This is a genomic window from Acinetobacter sp. ANC_7588, from assembly GCF_056783995.1.
In genome coordinates this window covers 75541-90857 of record NZ_JBWYIU010000011.1, presented here as the reverse complement: position 1 = coordinate 90857, position 15317 = coordinate 75541, and the positions used below count along the sequence as shown (strand labels likewise).

Sequence of the window (15317 nt, the reverse complement as noted above, 5' to 3'; positions counted from 1 at the left end):
TAGAGATGCTTTTTTATTTTGAGTTTTAGTGATTTAAAGCCTCAGGTGCATAACCCAGTTTAGCTTCGATCCCATCATAGAACCATTGAAATATAAACGTATACACCAGAATACTAAGCGTCAAAGCTAAGTCGACGATAAAAGCTTGTATGAGCGTCATATCCATCATATATGCAACAATTGGAATGGTCACTAACATTAAGCCACCTTCAAATCCTAGCGCATGCAATATACGAACTTTTACAGTACGCTTCCACTGATTGCGCGCTTCAATTTTTTCGAAATAATGATTGAAAATCATATTCCAGATCACTGAAAGTACAGCCATAATCACACCTAATGAACCTGCAATTTCCAGTGGAACTTCAAAAATAAAACTCAAAGAAATTGCGATGATCACCAATAGAATGATTTCATAGCTTATTGCGTGAATAATTCTTCTCTTTGAAAAAAACATGCGTTCACTCATCAACATTGTTATTCATGAGCGCATTTTATTTTCATAATATTGAATGATCGAGTTAGAATCTATCAAAATTTTTGAAAGAATAAACATGAATATTAATCAAGAACAATTGGTCGTTTTTAAAACGGTGATGGAAACAGGTTCTTTTTCCGCAGCCGCACGTCAGTTAGGCAAGGTCCCCTCTGCTGTCAGTATGGCGATTTCCAATTTAGAGATTGATCTGAATCTTCAACTGTTTGAAAGAGTAGGACGTGAACCACAGCCAACACTTCAAGCCAAAGTTTTGTATGAACGTACTAATCATTTATTGATTGAAATGAATCAATGGAAACAACATGCATTTGGTTTGAGTAGCGGCATCGAAACCGAATTAAATATTGTGGTGGTATCTGAGTTACTGCATAGTAGATGGACTGATTATATTGTTTTATTAGAACAACAATTTCCTCAAATACAAATCAATATATTCAGCGCACCACAAGAAGATGCTCAACAAATGATTTTAACGGGTAAAGCACATTTAGCATTGATGTTTGAGCGTGAACATATTGAGGCGAATGAACAATTCGTGGAATTAATGAAAGAAAGTTTAATTCCAGTTGCATCTGTTCATCATCCGCTGTGCCAAAATCAAAAAGTGAGCTATGAAGAAATTTTTCAAAGTCGTCAGATTGTAGTCGCTAGTCGCGATCGGAACATTAAGCCTGAATTACTCTTTTCCAAAGATGCATGGCGTACAGACAATCACCATTCTGCATGTAGATTAATTTCACAAGGACTTGGATGGGGAGTTTTACCCACTGAAATGCTTATCGAACAACCAACATTAAAGAAAAAACTTAAAGTTCTACGATTTTCAGATTTCACTCCAAAATTTGATTATTTTATCGATCTGGTTTGGAGTAAAGAGCAACAATTGGGCAAAGCTGCTCAATTTTTAATTCATCACATCAGAAATAAAAGAAAAATGTAGGAAAATAACTTGATTTAAAACTTTTGTAGCATGTTTCAAAATAATCATGTGTTATAAAGATGGTATAAGTAATGAAACAAAGAATTAGATCGCAATGACTGAAACAGCTTTATCTCAATTAAAAAACTTCACTACAATTGTTGCAGACACAGGTGACTTAAACGCTATAAAAAAATTTAAGCCATTGGATGCTACCACTAACCCTTCACTCATCACGGCAGCAGCTTCATTCCCTGAAAACAAAGAACTGATTGAAGCTGCATTTGATCAAGCAAAGTCAGAGGGTTATCAGTCAGATGAGTTAATCGATAGAACAATTGATATCCTGACTGTCAAATTAGGTGTGGAAATTCTAAAAGTAGTTGAAGGTCGAGTATCAACAGAAGTTGATGCAGCACTTTCATACGATACAGCCGCGACAATTGCTAAAGCTAAAGAATTACTCGCTCTCTATGCGACTTATGGTGTTGATCAAAACCGAATTTTAATTAAAATCGCCTCAACATGGGAAGGTATTCAAGCTGCTAAGGTTCTTGAAGCAGAAGGCATTCATTGCAACTTAACTTTGTTGTTTGGCTTACATCAAGCAAAAGCATGTGCGGATGCTCAGGTCACATTAATTTCACCATTTGTAGGTCGTATTCTCGATTGGTATAAAAAAGCTGAAAATGTGGATCACTATCCAATTGAACAAGATCCTGGTGTGCAATCCGTTAAACAAATTTACCAGTTCTACAAACAAAATCAGGTGAAAACTGAAGTTATGGGCGCAAGCTTTCGTAGCATAGAACAGGTTCTCGGACTTGCTGGATGCGACCTCTTAACTGTATCACCGAATTTACTTGACGAATTGGCTCAAGATCATCGCCAAGTTGAAGTTCAGTTAAATGCAAATGCACACAGCTCAAATATCGAATCACTTAGTCCAATCACTGAAATAGATTTTAAAGCGCAAATTCAGAAAGATCTTATGGCATCGCAATTATTGCAAGGCGGTATAGATGGCTTTATTAAGGCAAGAGATCAACTCAGCTCTCTGTTAAAACAATCATTTGGCATAGATGCTGATATAAAAGCTTAATTGCACCTATCCATCATTCTTTCAATCGAGCTCTTAGGAGCTCGATTATTTTTTAAGAGATAAATGAGTGTTTGGTATAACTGATCTTCCAACCTATTTAATAGGTACATTACTTATTATTTTATTACCTGGACCTAACTCGCTCTATGTCATGTCTATTGCGACTCGCTTTGGCATAAAAGTGGGCTATCAAGGTGCTTTCGGTATTTTGTGTGGAGATAGCATCCTTATTTTGCTAACTGTCTTAGGTGCCGCAACATTATTGCATCAATTTCCCTGGATTTTTTTCGCCCTAAAAATTATTGGTGCTTTATATCTTAGTTATTTAGGTATCCGTTTAATATATGCAGCCTGTTTAACTTGGAAACGTCCAAGTAAAGATCAAGCTAATGTTTCTATTGTACAAAAACAAGAAAAATTTCATCCTTTTCGTACCGCATTACTCATTAGTCTGATTAACCCAAAGGCAATACTGTTCTTTTTATCGTTTTTTGTTCAATTTGTAGATCCAGCTTATCCTTATCCAGCCCAAAGCTTTTTAATGCTTGCTGTAATTTTACAATTAATGAGTATAGCCTACTTAAGTATGTTGATCTTCACAGGTATCAAAATTTCAAATTACTTCAACACGCATTATAAATTAGCAGCTGCTTCTGTTGCCGCTATTGGTATTTTATTTGGATTGTTTGGGATCAAACTTGCGACATCAACAATGTAATCTTAACTTCACAGAATCATTAGGGAAATAATATAAAAATGCTCATAGACGTGATAACAAGAATAAAAAAAGATTTAAGTCTACCTGCTGTTTTCGCTGGCTTTATTACATTTTTAATTGGCATTAGCGTTTCATCTGTACTGGTTATTCAAGCTGGACAAGTATTAGGTGCAAATCAAGCACAGATTAGCTCATGGTTTTGGGCACTGGGTTTGAGTATAGGATTATCAGGACTGATCTTAAGCTGGAAGTTTAAATATCCAGTTGCAACATCATGGTCAACAGCAGGACTAGCACTGATTATCGCTACAGGCTCAGGATACAATTTGAATGAGGCGATAGGGGCATTTTTAATATGCGGAATTATGACTGCTGTATTGGGCTTTTTTGGAATATTTCAAAGAATTCTTGAATTTTTACCGCAATCTCTTACAAGCGCCATGTTAGCTGGAGTGTTATTAAAATTTGGCATTTCATTATTTACGGTCATGCAAGACCAATTGATCTATGTTTTAATCTTGATCAGTACATATTTTATAAGTAAAAAAGCATTACCCCGTCACTCCATTGTCATTACATTGTTAGCTTGCATTATCGCCACACCTTTTTTCTTTGAATATACAGCAACCAAAATTCACTACGGAATGACGTATCCAGTATGGATTCAGCCTGAATTTCACTGGTCAAGTATTCTGGGTTTAGCTATTCCCCTCTTGATCATCAATATGGCTTCACAATATTTACCTGGTTTAGCAATGATCAGATCCTATGGTTACAAACCTCATGTCAACCAATTAGTAAGTTGGACAGGAATTGCTCAAGCAATATTCGCTCCGTTCGGGGCATTTTCAACCAATATCGCAGCAATTAGTGCAGCTGTGAGCCTTGATGAACAAGTTCATCAAGACCCTGCTAAACGCTATATTGCAGGTATGGCTTGTGGAGTGTTCTATATCTTTATGGGCATTTTTGCAGCGACACTAACGGGATTATTACTGTCATTCCCTAGAGAAATGATCACCACTTTGGCGGCGATCGCACTTTTTGCAACGATTGGACATAACATCAGTATCGCATTTAAAGAAGATTTAGATCGTGATGCTGCTTTAATCACTTTTTTAATGTCTGCATCTGGAGTTCAGTTTTTGGGCATTGGATCTGCTTTTTGGGGATTGGTTATTGGATTTATTATTTATCATTTGATGCGTATACAAATTAAAAAGCCTATTTAAAAAAATAGGCTTTTGGGAATTAAATTACAGGATATTCACCCGTACCTTCAGGCCAAGGTGTCAATAATTCATATCCTTCATCAGTAACAGCAACCATATGTTCCCATTGTGCAGACCAAGATTTATCTGCTGTAACTACTGTCCATCCGTCTTTTAATTCTTTAACTTTGGCTTTGCCTGCATTCACCATAGGCTCAATGGTAAACACCATTCCTTTTCTTAATACTAATCCCTGACCAGGCTGTCCGTAATGCAATACATTCGGTTGCTCATGGTAGGTTTTTCCAATACCGTGACCACAATATTCACGTACAATCGTATAACCTTCGCGTTGCGCAACTTGTTGAATAGCATGACCCACGTCACCAAGTGTCGCGCCAGGTTTAACCGTTTTAATACCTGCAAGCATCGCTTCATAAGTCGTATCGACTAATTTTTTTGCTTCAGGTTTAATTGTACCCACATAGTACATTCGACTGGTATCACCAAAATAACCATCCTTGATGATTGCAACATCAATATTAATGATGTCTCCATCCTCTAAGATAATATTGGAAGCAGGGATACCATGACATACAACTTCATTTTTCGAAATACAGGTTGTTTTTGTATATCCGTAATAACCGACATTTGCTGGCGTCACCTTAAGTGTATTGACGATGTAATCATTACAGATATCATCAAGATACTCAGTACTCACACCTGGCTTCACATAATCACCAATCATCGCAAGCACTTGTGCCGCAAGCCGACCCGATATTCTTAGTTTTTCAATATCTTGTTCAGTTTTAATGGTGACAGCTGTTGCCTTCATGATGAACCCCTTTTTAATTCAGGATTCATTATAGGACTTTCATTTGTCGATCACAAACGCTATAGACTGTCTGTAACTTAATCATTTTCGACTATTATTTAACCATTCAGTACATTATTTTATTTTGCGAATCTAGATCTACGCTCTGCTTGATTTCAATTTAATAAATAAATTTATTTTATTAGTTTTATAAATACATAGACTTAATTTAACTCATAATTTCCCATCCAATAAAATTATTCGCTTCTTGCTTTTTTACTATTCCATTCGATGGATGACCACCCTCCCTATTTACTGACATTTGCTCTAAAATCGCTTTCTTTTTTCTTGAACCGATCTCCCTTATGACCAATTTGCGTACACGGGACATTATTGCCTTAGGTTTTATGACCTTTGCACTATTTATCGGTGCAGGCAATATTATCTTCCCACCTATTGTTGCTCAACAAGCGGGTGAACATGTTTGGTTAGCTGCTTTTGGCTTCTTAATTACTGCTGTTGGCCTTCCTGTTATCACGATCATTGCGCTATCGCGTGTTGAAGGCTCTATTCAACTTTTAAGCTCTCCACTGGGTAAGATTGCAAGTTTAATCTTAACCGTAGCATGCTATCTTGCTGTTGGACCACTTTTCGCGACACCTCGGACAGCTACAGTTTCTTTTGAAATTGGTTTTTCGAGTTATTTTGGAACGTCTTCATCGACCTTGTTGATCTACAGTGCAATTTACTTTGCATTTGTAACGTTAATCGCACTTTATCCGAATAAAATTTTGGATACTGTCGGCTATGTTTTATCTCCACTCAAAATTCTCTCTTTGATCATTTTAGGTGGTAGTGCCTTTTTAGTTTCTGCAGATTATATCCCTGCACCTATTGGAAACTATATCAATAGTCCTGTTTCAGAAGGTTTTGTTAATGGTTATTTAACCATGGACACTTTAGGGGCTTTAGTATTTGGTATTGTCATTATTAATGCGATACGTTCACGTGGTGTAACTGATCAAAAGTTAATTACCAAATATGCAGTGATCGCAAGTTTAATTTCAGGTATTGGCCTTACACTGGTTTACATTAGCCTATTTAAGCTTGGACTGGGTAGTCACGAAGCTGCACCTAACGCTGCAAATGGTGCCATTATTCTCCATGGCTATGTTCAGCATGCCTTTGGTGACTTTGGCTCATATTTTCTAGGGGCGATGATTTTTATTGCATGCATGGTTACGGCAATTGGTTTGACTTGTGCATGTGCAGAATATTTCTCACAAATCACGAAGATTACTTACAAAAAATGGGTTTTCATTCTTGTTGGTTTCTCATTTGTCATTTCCAACTTAGGTTTAACCAAGTTAATCGCCTTCTCTGTACCTGTATTAAGTGCAATCTACCCACCAGCGATTGTGGTGATCATGATGGGATTTATGTGGAAGTTCTTTAATTCCGCTCCACGCGTCATTGCGCCTGTTACGGCGGTTGCTTTCATATTCGGTATTATTGATGGACTTAAGGTTGCAGAATTAGATCATTTCTTGCCAGCATTTATGAACAATCTACCATTGGCTGAACAAAATTTAGCATGGTTGATTCCTTCTTTAGTTGTATTTGTCATTGTCTACATACTGGATAGACTGAAGAAGTAAATTCAGGTGATTTATCAATAAATATTGTTTTACCCAAGCCGTATTTGTTCTGTAATCAATAATTGTCTCGTTTATCCAACAGACTATTATTGCTTACCCACCTTAACTTTGACCTCATCAGTCTGATTTGGAATGACTTTTGCTACTATTTATTTGTTTTGCAAGATGCTAAAAAGTAAATAGATTAAAGAATTACAAGAAACTCTATTCATCTCATCACGATTTATCGAAATAATTCTAGCACTTAGCTCACGTAGTATCTTAATTTCAAATATTTCGACTTTTGTCATATTAATGTCATAATTTATTTACATAATAGAGTGTTAAAAACTTGCTTTATTCTTCAATCCCCTGTACAAGTATGTAAACAAAGTCGACTAAATCATTCAGATTTGTCATGAATTATCAGGAGGGATGGAGATGTTATCATTACATTTCAACAAGCAAGTCTTCATTAATACTCTTAAAGCAAACAACAATGCTGTCGTTTTTTTAAGCACAATGTTTGCTCTCATGCTGACACTTGTTGTGCAAGGTACAATTCAAGGCACGTTGAAGCTTGAATATTTTGCTTATGCACTTGCTGCGACGCTAGCATTTTACGTGTGGGCCTTTATTGACACGAAATATCGTACTCAAAAGCTTTCTGATCAAGAAGCACATTTAGACTAAGAGATGGATGCCAAAGCATCCATCTTAAAGTCAATGTCATCATTTAAAGCACTCTATCAAAATAACAAGTTTTTCAATTCTGCTCTACTTATTAGAATAACCCAACATATAAACCATAAAGCAAACCTAAGGTCGCCCCAACCTCACCTACGACCAATAGTACCATCGCACCTCTCATGAGCAATTTTGGTAATTCAATACGCCCTAATTGATGTGGTTCTTTGAACTGATTTGTCGTATCTTTCAATAAGCCATGCAAAATATAACTTAAAATTGAAAATGCAAAAAAGAAAATATTAATCAAAATAAAGAGCAAATTTGTCGATTCATTCAACGCTGAAAAATATGCCATAACCGCTAGAATTAACGTTGCAGGTGCATATAGCAAACTACTCCTATGCGCAATATCAACATAATAATGTGCTCGAGCTTGTTTAGATAAGCTGATTTGCACATACTTCCATACACCAGTAAGCATACCGGTCAATAAAAAAATACCACTAAAAAAAATAGCAAGTCTTACCGATAATTCCATTTGGTCGATCATGATCTGACATTCCTTCGCTATAAAACAGATTGCAATATGTTTAGCATCTTATCTCATATTTCATACTACGACTTCGCTAACTCCATACCTTATATAGAAATTTAAGCAAAAAAAAGCTCCAATAAGGAGCTTTTTTATTAGAGTTTAAAGCGTGATTTTAACGGTTTTAATTCGATTATCTTCCATTTCTAGAATTTCGAAATTAACCCCTTGGTGTTCAATCAACATACCAACTTCAACCGCCCCACTCGTTTTATCTAAAATCAGTCCTGCAACACTAAAGTAACCTGAGTCTTCTTGCACCAGATCTAAATCTAATATATCGAGCGCCAGCTCTAATTGATATAAATCTAACATACCAGACGCCTTCCAAGTGGTATCATCGATTTTAACCAATTCAAGCTGTTCATCAGCATCTGGGAATTCACCAGCAATTGCTTCAAAAACATCTAATGGTGAGATTAAGCCTTGAATATTGCCATATTCATTTGTAACAAGTACCAATGAACCTTTAGAAGTTCTTAATGTATTAATTGCATCAATCACTTTCATTTTTTCATAAATGAAAATAGGACGGACACGTTTCATCAAATCTTTTAGTTGATCTGGATCATCTAATGCATCAATCAATTCTTTTGCACGTACAATCGTGATGACTTTATCCAATTGTCCACGACAAACTGGGAAAAGACTATGAGGTACAGCTAATACCTGTTCACGAATTGCTTCGGCATCGTCCTCAATATTAACCCAAGAAATTTGATTTCGAGGTGTCATAATTGAAGCAACTGAACGTTCAGCAAGTGATAGCACACCACCAACCATATAACGCTCTTCATCACCAAAAGCTTGTTGAATTTCTTCAACTTCTTTGGATGTTGCAATATCGGCATCCAATTTACTGCCCATCAATTTCAAAATTGAATCTGCAGTTCGATGACGTAACGGGATCTTCGCTTGATTTTTTTCAAGATTACGATTCGAAAATTGATTGAATGCTTCAATTAGAATTGCAACACCAATACCTGAATAAATATAACCTTTAGGGATATGGAATCCAAAACCTTCAGCGATTAGACTTACACCGATCAATAACAAGAAACTTAAACAAAGGATAACCACCGTAGGATGACGGTTAACAAACGTAGTTAACGGTTTTGATGCAATTAACATGACAACCATAGCCACAATCATCGCAGCCATCATCACGTAAATATTATCCACCATACCAATCGCAGTGATCACTGAGTCGAGTGAAAATACCGCATCAAGCACAACGATCTGAGCCACAACTGCAGCAAAACCAGCGTATACGACATTGTTATTCGTTTTAATCTCGGGTTTACCCTCCATTTTTTCATGGAGTTCATTGACAGCCTTATACACAAGGAATAGACCACCAAACAGTAATATCAAATCCCGACCTGAGAATGTTTTTCCAAAAATTTCAATCAATGGTTGAGTTAAAGTCACTAACCACGAGATCGCAAAAAGTAGACCTAGACGCATTAATAATGCGAGGGATAAACCGATTACACGGGCTTTATCACGTTGTTCTGGAGGAAGTTTTTCTGCAAGTATCGCAATAAATACTAAGTTATCAATACCTAAAACGATTTCAAGAATGATAAGGGTAATTAACCCTATCCAAATGCCAGGATCCAATAAAAATTCCATATTAGATCTCCTGGTTCTTATTATTTAAGATAATGTAAGAAGCTAAATTAGGCCAACACGGCGACGGGTCCATATATAAAGTTACCTTTTCAGAAATGATGAAACTATTATGCATAAGAATTTTATTTTGTAATTACTTTTTTTATGTTCAAAACAATTTTTTATGTAAATTTAGATCATATCTTTAGTCGTAATTGCCATCCTTGAATAGTCTTTGACATTTTCGACACAAAAAAAAATATCAGTGCCAAGTTATAGTTCCTATATTTTTCAATAGAATTTGGTCAGCGTGGAATTGACATAAAGATATAATCATGAAGATCAGAATAGCTGTATTTTTCGAATCTTCTGTTTTGATACACATAAAGATATTTACAGATCATTGAAATATGTTTTATAAAACTGAAGTCAATAGGTGTCATACCTTTTGTCTGATTTAAGGTAAGCGCTTGAACATAAGTTGATTATTTGAACATAGTTCTTTTAATATAGGTTATGCTTCATGTAATATTTAAATTAATAAAAACAATTAAGTTACACTGACAAGGACGTAGCGATGTCAAAAAAATATGCAAAATTTTTACCTTCATCTGAAAATTTTGAACTCGAAAATTTTCCATTCTATTGGATCACTCAAGTCCATTCTCAGTATGTACTGAATGTTGACCATGTGCTCAAAAAGTATGGCGTTGATAATTCTCGTCGACGTTTGCTTGTCGCATTGTCTACTAAACCAGATGCAAGTGTTTCAGAACTCTCTGACATGATTGTGTCAAAAATGTCGACGACTACAAAAATCGTTTACCGTTTAAAAGATGAAGGAATGGTTGACACTTACTCGTGTGAAAACGATGCCCGTATTACGCGTGTGGTACTAACACCAAAAGGTTTAGAAATGACAAAAAAAATTAATGACCTGATGAGTGTGGTTCTTGAACAAACATTTGAGGGATTAACCCCACTTCAAATTGAAAAACTAATGGAAAGCTTAAAGCATATTTTCAAAAATTTAGCGCATTAATTTTCCTAAACTTTAGATTAAAGCCCATCATCAAACATATTGAGTTGGGCTGTATTGTTCTGCCGTGGTTTTGGACAATAAAAACATTCAAATTCCCCTACTGGAAAGCCTTCAACAAAGTTCTGAATGTCGGGGGATTTTAAACTCAGCCACTGATCTAATTTATAGTGCGGAATAATAATTACTGACCGTTTAACATCTCCAGGCTCATGAAAATCCTTCATCATTTCGTGATGAATAGCATCCATGGTAATCATCGTTGCTGAACGATAAATAATTTGATCAATTTTCGTGATTTCATACAACGCTGCGATAAAAAATGCCTGACCATCTTTTCTTCTCACACCCCATCGTTGCGGTCGTCCATTAATATATTTTGCTTCATAAAACTCAGTGACTGGAATTACACCAAATTTACATTTTTCAAATGCTTCTTGAAAACTTCTTTTTTCGCTTAATGTTTCATTGCGTGCATTATAGGTTTTCTTCGCTATTTCTGTATCAGTTGCCCATTTTGGTATAAAACCAAAATTAACTAACCTCCACTCGTAGCTATGATCAGATTTAAATAACAACGGGGTTTCGTAGCTTGGATAAACCTCTTCCACATATTCAAATGGAATATGTGGAAGTTCTAATGCTTGGATTTGATGCGCTTGTATTGGCTTAAAGTTGGCACACATAGCATAATTTTCAATACTATAAAAAACTTAGGCTATTATAGCCGATCCAATTCAGTTCATTATGATGATATTGGTACTGTCATCCAGTGTGTACGCGTGAATTCATCCATAATCCAATGCCCATTAAAGCGCCCTAATCCAGAGTTCTTTTCTCCACCGAATGGTGCATTAGCATGGTCCGCGACACTTATACCATTAATATGTGTCATTCCAATATCGAGTTTTGAAGCGATTTCTACTCCGCGCTCAATATCAGATGTACATACAGCACCAGATAAACCAAACGGTGTGTCATTGGCGATTTGTATTGCATGTGCCTCATCATCTGCTTTGATGATCGGCAGAATTGGTCCGAAGCTCTCCTCTTGAGCAATTGTATATGTCGGCAACACATCAATAAACACATGAGGTGAAACCAAATTATTCTCAATACCCCCAGCATAGACCAACTTAGCACCTTCTATTTGAGCCTGATCAATGATTCGTTGATGCTGTTTCACTTGTGTATTATTAATAATAGGTCCTATAAGCGTCTCATCAAGATTAGGATCACCCACAAGAATATCTTTTACTTTGTTTAAAAGCTTTTCAACATATTCATTGTGAATCGATTGATCTACGATGACACGATTAGTGCTCATACAGATTTGACCTTGGTGAAGGAAGCGCCCCTTGATCGTCAAATCGACTGCCAAATCTAAATCTGCATCTTTAAGAATTAATAATGGCGCATTCCCCCCAAGCTCTAAAGCAAGTCGTTTGATTCTAGAGCTGGCCATCGTTTTAGCACCAACATTTTGTCCTACTTCTGTAGAGCCAGTGAATGAAATCATCTTCGGGATAGGATGCTCGACAAAATAATCCCCTATTTCACTACCACTACCCACAATGACATTCAGTACACCAGCGGGCACACCCGCCTCTTCAAACAATTTCCCTAATAATGTTCCACCTGTAACAGGTGTATCACTCGCAGGTTTAAGTACCACTGTATTTCCACATGCGATTGCGCAAACAACCGATCGCATTGACAAATGAAATGGAAAATTCCAAGGGCTAATGACAGCAATAACACCCAACGCTTTGCGTTGATAAAAACTTTTTCTCGCAGGATCTTTACTTTCTAGCTGAACAGTTTGGATTTGATCAGGAAAAGTGAATGATTCTGAGATAATACCAAGCGCAGCACCTACTTCAATATTTGCCTTGAGACGCGTACTTCCAGACTCGGTAATCAGCCAATCTATAATTTCGTCTTTACGTAATTGTATGTTGTCATGCAGCTTCTGAATGATTTTCTTGCGATCTATAGCAGAGGTAATTAAGCCAAGATCAAATGCTTGTTGTGCTGCAGAAAAAGCGAGATCAACATCAGACTGATTCGCCGCTTGAATTTGGTGTATTTCTTTTAAATCAAATGGATTAAAATTTTGTATGACACGCTCTGAAGAGCCTTTTAACCAAGAACCGTTAATATACTGTTGATTTAAATTTGAATATCGCGTCATTTTATATCCCTCTACATGCCACTTTTTACCCAATGGTCAACTATTTTACACAATCGTAAAAAAAGCCTCCGGAGAGGCTTTTTTATTTTAATTAGTCACCAGTATAACCTTTAAGCTTCAAGCGGTAAGCATGAAGTAATGGTTCTGTATAACCTGATGGTTGTTCAGCACCTTTAAACACTAAATCATATGCTGCTTGGTAAGCATAACCGTCAAACCCAGGCGCCATTGGTGTGTACGCTGGATCGTTCGCATTTTGCTCATCTACAATTTTAGCCATACGTTGCATTACTTCTTCAACTTGCTCTTTAGTCACGATACCGTGACGTAACCAGTTAGCAACGTGTTGAGATGAAATACGTAAAGTTGCACGGTCTTCCATCAAACCAACGTTGTTGATGTCTGGAACTTTAGAACAACCAACACCCAAATCAACCCAACGAACAACATAACCAAGAATACCCTGAAGGTTATTTTCTAACTCTTTGGTTTTCTCTTCATCAGTCCAATTCGTATCAGTCGCTAATGGTGGAGTTAATAAATCATCTAAAGGTAATGCTTCAGTTTTTAACAACTCTTGTTGACGCGCTGAAACATTACATTGGTGATAGTGAATCGCATGAATTACAGCACCAGATGGTGATGGAACCCAAGCACAGCTCGCACCAGCTTCAGGATGCTCAATTTTGGTTTTATACATATCTAAAAGCATATCTGGTTTAGGCCACATGCCTTTACCAATTTGTGCTTTGCCACGTAAGCCTGCTTGTAAACCAACCATCACGTTACGGTTTTCATATGCAGGGAACCAAATTTGAGATTTAACTTCACCCTTACGAACGAATGGACCTGCTTCCATAAAGGTATGGATTTCGTCACCTGTACGGTCCATGAATCCTGTGTTAATGAAGATGGTACGATCTTTCGCTTGAGCAATACAGTTTTTCAAGTTTACAGAAGTACGGCGCTCTTCATCCATGATCCCGATTTTAAGCGTTTTTGCTGGCAAACCTAGAGCTTGTTCTGCACGCTCAAATAGTTCAACTGCAAATGCAACTTCTTCAGGGCCATGCATCTTAGGTTTAACGATATACATAGAACCTTTACGAGAGTTCTTGATTTCATTTTGACCTTTGATGTCAGCAAACGTTAATAACGGTGTGATCAATGCATCCATGATACCTTCATAGATTTCTTGACCATCCACTAGGATCGCCGGGTTCGTCATCAAATGACCAACGTTACGAAGAAGCATCAATGAACGACCGTGTAAAGTTGTTTCGCCACCGATCAGATTTTTGTGGGTACGATCTTTGTTTAAAGCACGAGTAATGGTTTTACCATTTTTCTCGATTTTCTCTTCCAAAGTACCCTTCATCAAACCTAACCAGTTACGGTAGCCTTCAACTTTTTCTTCAGCATCAACCGCAGCAATTGAGTCTTCCAAATCTTGGATCGTTGTTACCGCAGATTCTAAAACAAGATCTTTTACGCCAGCAGCATCCGTTTGACCAATTGGGCTTGTCGCATCGATTTCAATGATGACATGCAAACCATTATTTAATAAAACGATTTCTGTCGGCGCAGACTCTTCACCATTAAAACCTACAAATTGAGCTTCTTTAGCCAAATTCGTTGTGCTGCCATCTTTAAGCGTTACCACTAATTTTTTTGCTTCAACAGCGTATTTCGTAGCATCCGCATGTGATCCATTTGCTAAAGGGAAAGTTTCATTTAAGAAATTTTTAGCAAAAGCGATAACTTTTTCGCCACGAACAGGGTTATACCCCTTACCTTTTTCCGCACCGCCTTCTTCCGAGATGACATCGAAACCATACAATGCGTCATATAAAGAGCCCCAACGAGCATTTGCAGCGTTCAAGCAGTAACGTGCATTACGTACAGGCACAACCAATTGTGCACCCGCCAATAGTGCGATTTCTTCATCTACATTTTCAGTTGTAATTTGAAAATCTTCTACTTCTGGTAATAAGTAGCCAATTTCTGTCAGGAAAGCTTTGTAAGCTCCTAATTCAAATTTATTATTGCGGTGCCATTCATCAATTTTCGCTTGAATGTCATCACGCTTAGCCAAGAGTGCTTTATTTTTTGGGCTAAGATCAACAACGACTTGTTCAAAGTTTTTCCAGTAAGTTTCACTGTCTAAACCAGAACCTGGTAGTGCTTCATTTTCGATGAAATCGTAGAGTTCTTTAGCAATCGCTAACTTGCCTTTCTGAATACGTGCAGTCATTGTCTTTCCTGATATTGCTACTTTTTATACAAGA

14 protein-coding genes are annotated in these 15317 nt (G+C 36.9%); 7 read left to right on the top strand and 7 right to left on the bottom strand.

Annotated features, from left to right (window positions below; all coding sequences use genetic code 11):
- Window positions 1–25: 25 nt before the first annotated feature.
- The gene (gene aceI / locus AC1M9J_RS11330) at window positions 26–457 is read right to left on the bottom strand and encodes a chlorhexidine efflux PACE transporter AceI (RefSeq protein WP_092767850.1); all 432 of its coding nucleotides are present in this window, start codon (window positions 455–457) and stop codon (window positions 26–28) included.
- Between the two features lie 97 nt (window positions 458–554).
- Here aceI and aceR point away from each other — a divergent pair, with 97 nt between their 5' ends.
- The 4 genes from aceR (at window position 555) to AC1M9J_RS11310 (ending at window position 4470) form a co-directional block, all read left to right on the top strand.
- The gene (aceR, locus tag AC1M9J_RS11325; protein ID WP_481952329.1) at window positions 555–1439 is read left to right on the top strand and encodes an HTH-type transcriptional regulator AceR; all 885 of its coding nucleotides are present in this window, start codon (window positions 555–557) and stop codon (window positions 1437–1439) included.
- A 94-nt stretch (window positions 1440–1533) separates the two neighbouring features.
- Complete coding sequence (gene tal / locus AC1M9J_RS11320) at window positions 1534–2520, top strand: transaldolase (RefSeq protein ID WP_481592106.1); 987 nt, start codon at window positions 1534–1536, stop codon at window positions 2518–2520.
- Window positions 2521–2587: 67 nt separating this feature from the next.
- Window positions 2588–3238: a leucine efflux protein LeuE gene (gene leuE, locus AC1M9J_RS11315; RefSeq protein ID WP_481952328.1), complete on the top strand. Its 651-nt coding sequence runs from the start codon at window positions 2588–2590 to the stop codon at window positions 3236–3238.
- Between the two features lie 53 nt (window positions 3239–3291).
- A complete protein-coding gene (locus AC1M9J_RS11310; RefSeq protein WP_481587691.1) occupies window positions 3292–4470 on the top strand; it encodes a benzoate/H(+) symporter BenE family transporter in 1179 nt (392 codons plus the stop codon).
- A 19-nt stretch (window positions 4471–4489) separates the two neighbouring features.
- Here the strand turns inward: AC1M9J_RS11310 and map are convergent, their stop codons facing one another.
- A complete protein-coding gene (map, locus tag AC1M9J_RS11305) occupies window positions 4490–5284 on the bottom strand; it encodes a type I methionyl aminopeptidase (RefSeq protein WP_035266073.1) in 795 nt (264 codons plus the stop codon).
- A 344-nt stretch (window positions 5285–5628) separates the two neighbouring features.
- Between map and brnQ the strand changes: the two genes are divergently transcribed.
- Together brnQ and AC1M9J_RS11295 are read left to right on the top strand one after the other, a co-directional pair.
- Window positions 5629–6921, top strand: a complete 1293-nt coding sequence (gene brnQ, locus AC1M9J_RS11300) for a branched-chain amino acid transport system II carrier protein (RefSeq protein ID WP_481596378.1) — start codon at window positions 5629–5631, stop codon at window positions 6919–6921.
- Between the two features lie 420 nt (window positions 6922–7341).
- The gene (locus AC1M9J_RS11295) at window positions 7342–7593 is read left to right on the top strand and encodes a hypothetical protein (RefSeq protein ID WP_035266079.1); all 252 of its coding nucleotides are present in this window, start codon (window positions 7342–7344) and stop codon (window positions 7591–7593) included.
- A 91-nt stretch (window positions 7594–7684) separates the two neighbouring features.
- Here the strand turns inward: AC1M9J_RS11295 and AC1M9J_RS11290 are convergent, their stop codons facing one another.
- Both AC1M9J_RS11290 and AC1M9J_RS11285 read right to left on the bottom strand, forming a co-directional pair.
- Complete coding sequence (locus tag AC1M9J_RS11290) at window positions 7685–8140, bottom strand: hypothetical protein (RefSeq protein WP_416224324.1); 456 nt, start codon at window positions 8138–8140, stop codon at window positions 7685–7687.
- 144 nt (window positions 8141–8284) lie between these two features.
- Window positions 8285–9817 carry a TerC family protein gene (locus AC1M9J_RS11285; RefSeq protein ID WP_092767773.1) on the bottom strand — a complete coding sequence of 511 codons (1533 nt, stop codon included), beginning with the start codon at window positions 9815–9817 and terminating at the stop codon, window positions 8285–8287.
- A 556-nt stretch (window positions 9818–10373) separates the two neighbouring features.
- Here AC1M9J_RS11285 and AC1M9J_RS11280 point away from each other — a divergent pair.
- Window positions 10374–10838 (top strand): MarR family winged helix-turn-helix transcriptional regulator, encoded by a 465-nt coding sequence (locus tag AC1M9J_RS11280; protein WP_035266085.1) that lies wholly within the window; start codon window positions 10374–10376, stop codon window positions 10836–10838.
- Between the two features lie 17 nt (window positions 10839–10855).
- On the opposite strand, the gene AC1M9J_RS11275 is transcribed toward AC1M9J_RS11280, so the two are convergent.
- The 3 genes from AC1M9J_RS11275 to AC1M9J_RS11265 form a co-directional block, all read right to left on the bottom strand.
- Window positions 10856–11521, bottom strand: a complete 666-nt coding sequence (locus AC1M9J_RS11275) for an SOS response-associated peptidase (protein ID WP_481952327.1) — start codon at window positions 11519–11521, stop codon at window positions 10856–10858.
- Window positions 11522–11580: 59 nt separating this feature from the next.
- On the bottom strand, window positions 11581–13029 hold the full coding sequence (locus AC1M9J_RS11270) for an aldehyde dehydrogenase family protein (RefSeq protein WP_481952326.1): 1449 nt from the start codon (window positions 13027–13029) through the stop codon (window positions 11581–11583).
- A gap of 91 nt (window positions 13030–13120) precedes the next feature.
- Window positions 13121–15283: a malate synthase G gene (locus AC1M9J_RS11265; RefSeq protein WP_092767767.1), complete on the bottom strand. Its 2163-nt coding sequence runs from the start codon at window positions 15281–15283 to the stop codon at window positions 13121–13123.
- Between the last annotated feature and the right edge of the window lie 34 nt (window positions 15284–15317).

What these genes read in the sequence shown, in the direction of transcription:
- aceI (WP_092767850.1), bottom strand. Translation starts at nt 457, where the DNA reads ATGTTTTTTTCAAAGAGAAGAATTATTCACGCAATAAGCTATGAAATC.
- AC1M9J_RS11265 (WP_092767767.1), bottom strand. Translation starts at nt 15,283, where the DNA reads ATGACTGCACGTATTCAGAAAGGCAAGTTAGCGATTGCTAAAGAACTC.
- AC1M9J_RS11285 (WP_092767773.1), bottom strand. Translation starts at nt 9,817, where the DNA reads ATGGAATTTTTATTGGATCCTGGCATTTGGATAGGGTTAATTACCCTT.
- AC1M9J_RS11280 (WP_035266085.1), top strand. Translation starts at nt 10,374, where the DNA reads ATGTCAAAAAAATATGCAAAATTTTTACCTTCATCTGAAAATTTTGAA.
- brnQ (WP_481596378.1), top strand. Translation starts at nt 5,629, where the DNA reads ATGACCAATTTGCGTACACGGGACATTATTGCCTTAGGTTTTATGACC.
- AC1M9J_RS11295 (WP_035266079.1), top strand. Translation starts at nt 7,342, where the DNA reads ATGTTATCATTACATTTCAACAAGCAAGTCTTCATTAATACTCTTAAA.
- AC1M9J_RS11290 (WP_416224324.1), bottom strand. Translation starts at nt 8,140, where the DNA reads ATGATCGACCAAATGGAATTATCGGTAAGACTTGCTATTTTTTTTAGT.
- AC1M9J_RS11270 (WP_481952326.1), bottom strand. Translation starts at nt 13,029, where the DNA reads ATGACGCGATATTCAAATTTAAATCAACAGTATATTAACGGTTCTTGG.
- tal (WP_481592106.1), top strand. Translation starts at nt 1,534, where the DNA reads ATGACTGAAACAGCTTTATCTCAATTAAAAAACTTCACTACAATTGTT.
- AC1M9J_RS11275 (WP_481952327.1), bottom strand. Translation starts at nt 11,521, where the DNA reads ATGTGTGCCAACTTTAAGCCAATACAAGCGCATCAAATCCAAGCATTA.
- map (WP_035266073.1), bottom strand. Translation starts at nt 5,284, where the DNA reads ATGAAGGCAACAGCTGTCACCATTAAAACTGAACAAGATATTGAAAAA.
- aceR (WP_481952329.1), top strand. Translation starts at nt 555, where the DNA reads ATGAATATTAATCAAGAACAATTGGTCGTTTTTAAAACGGTGATGGAA.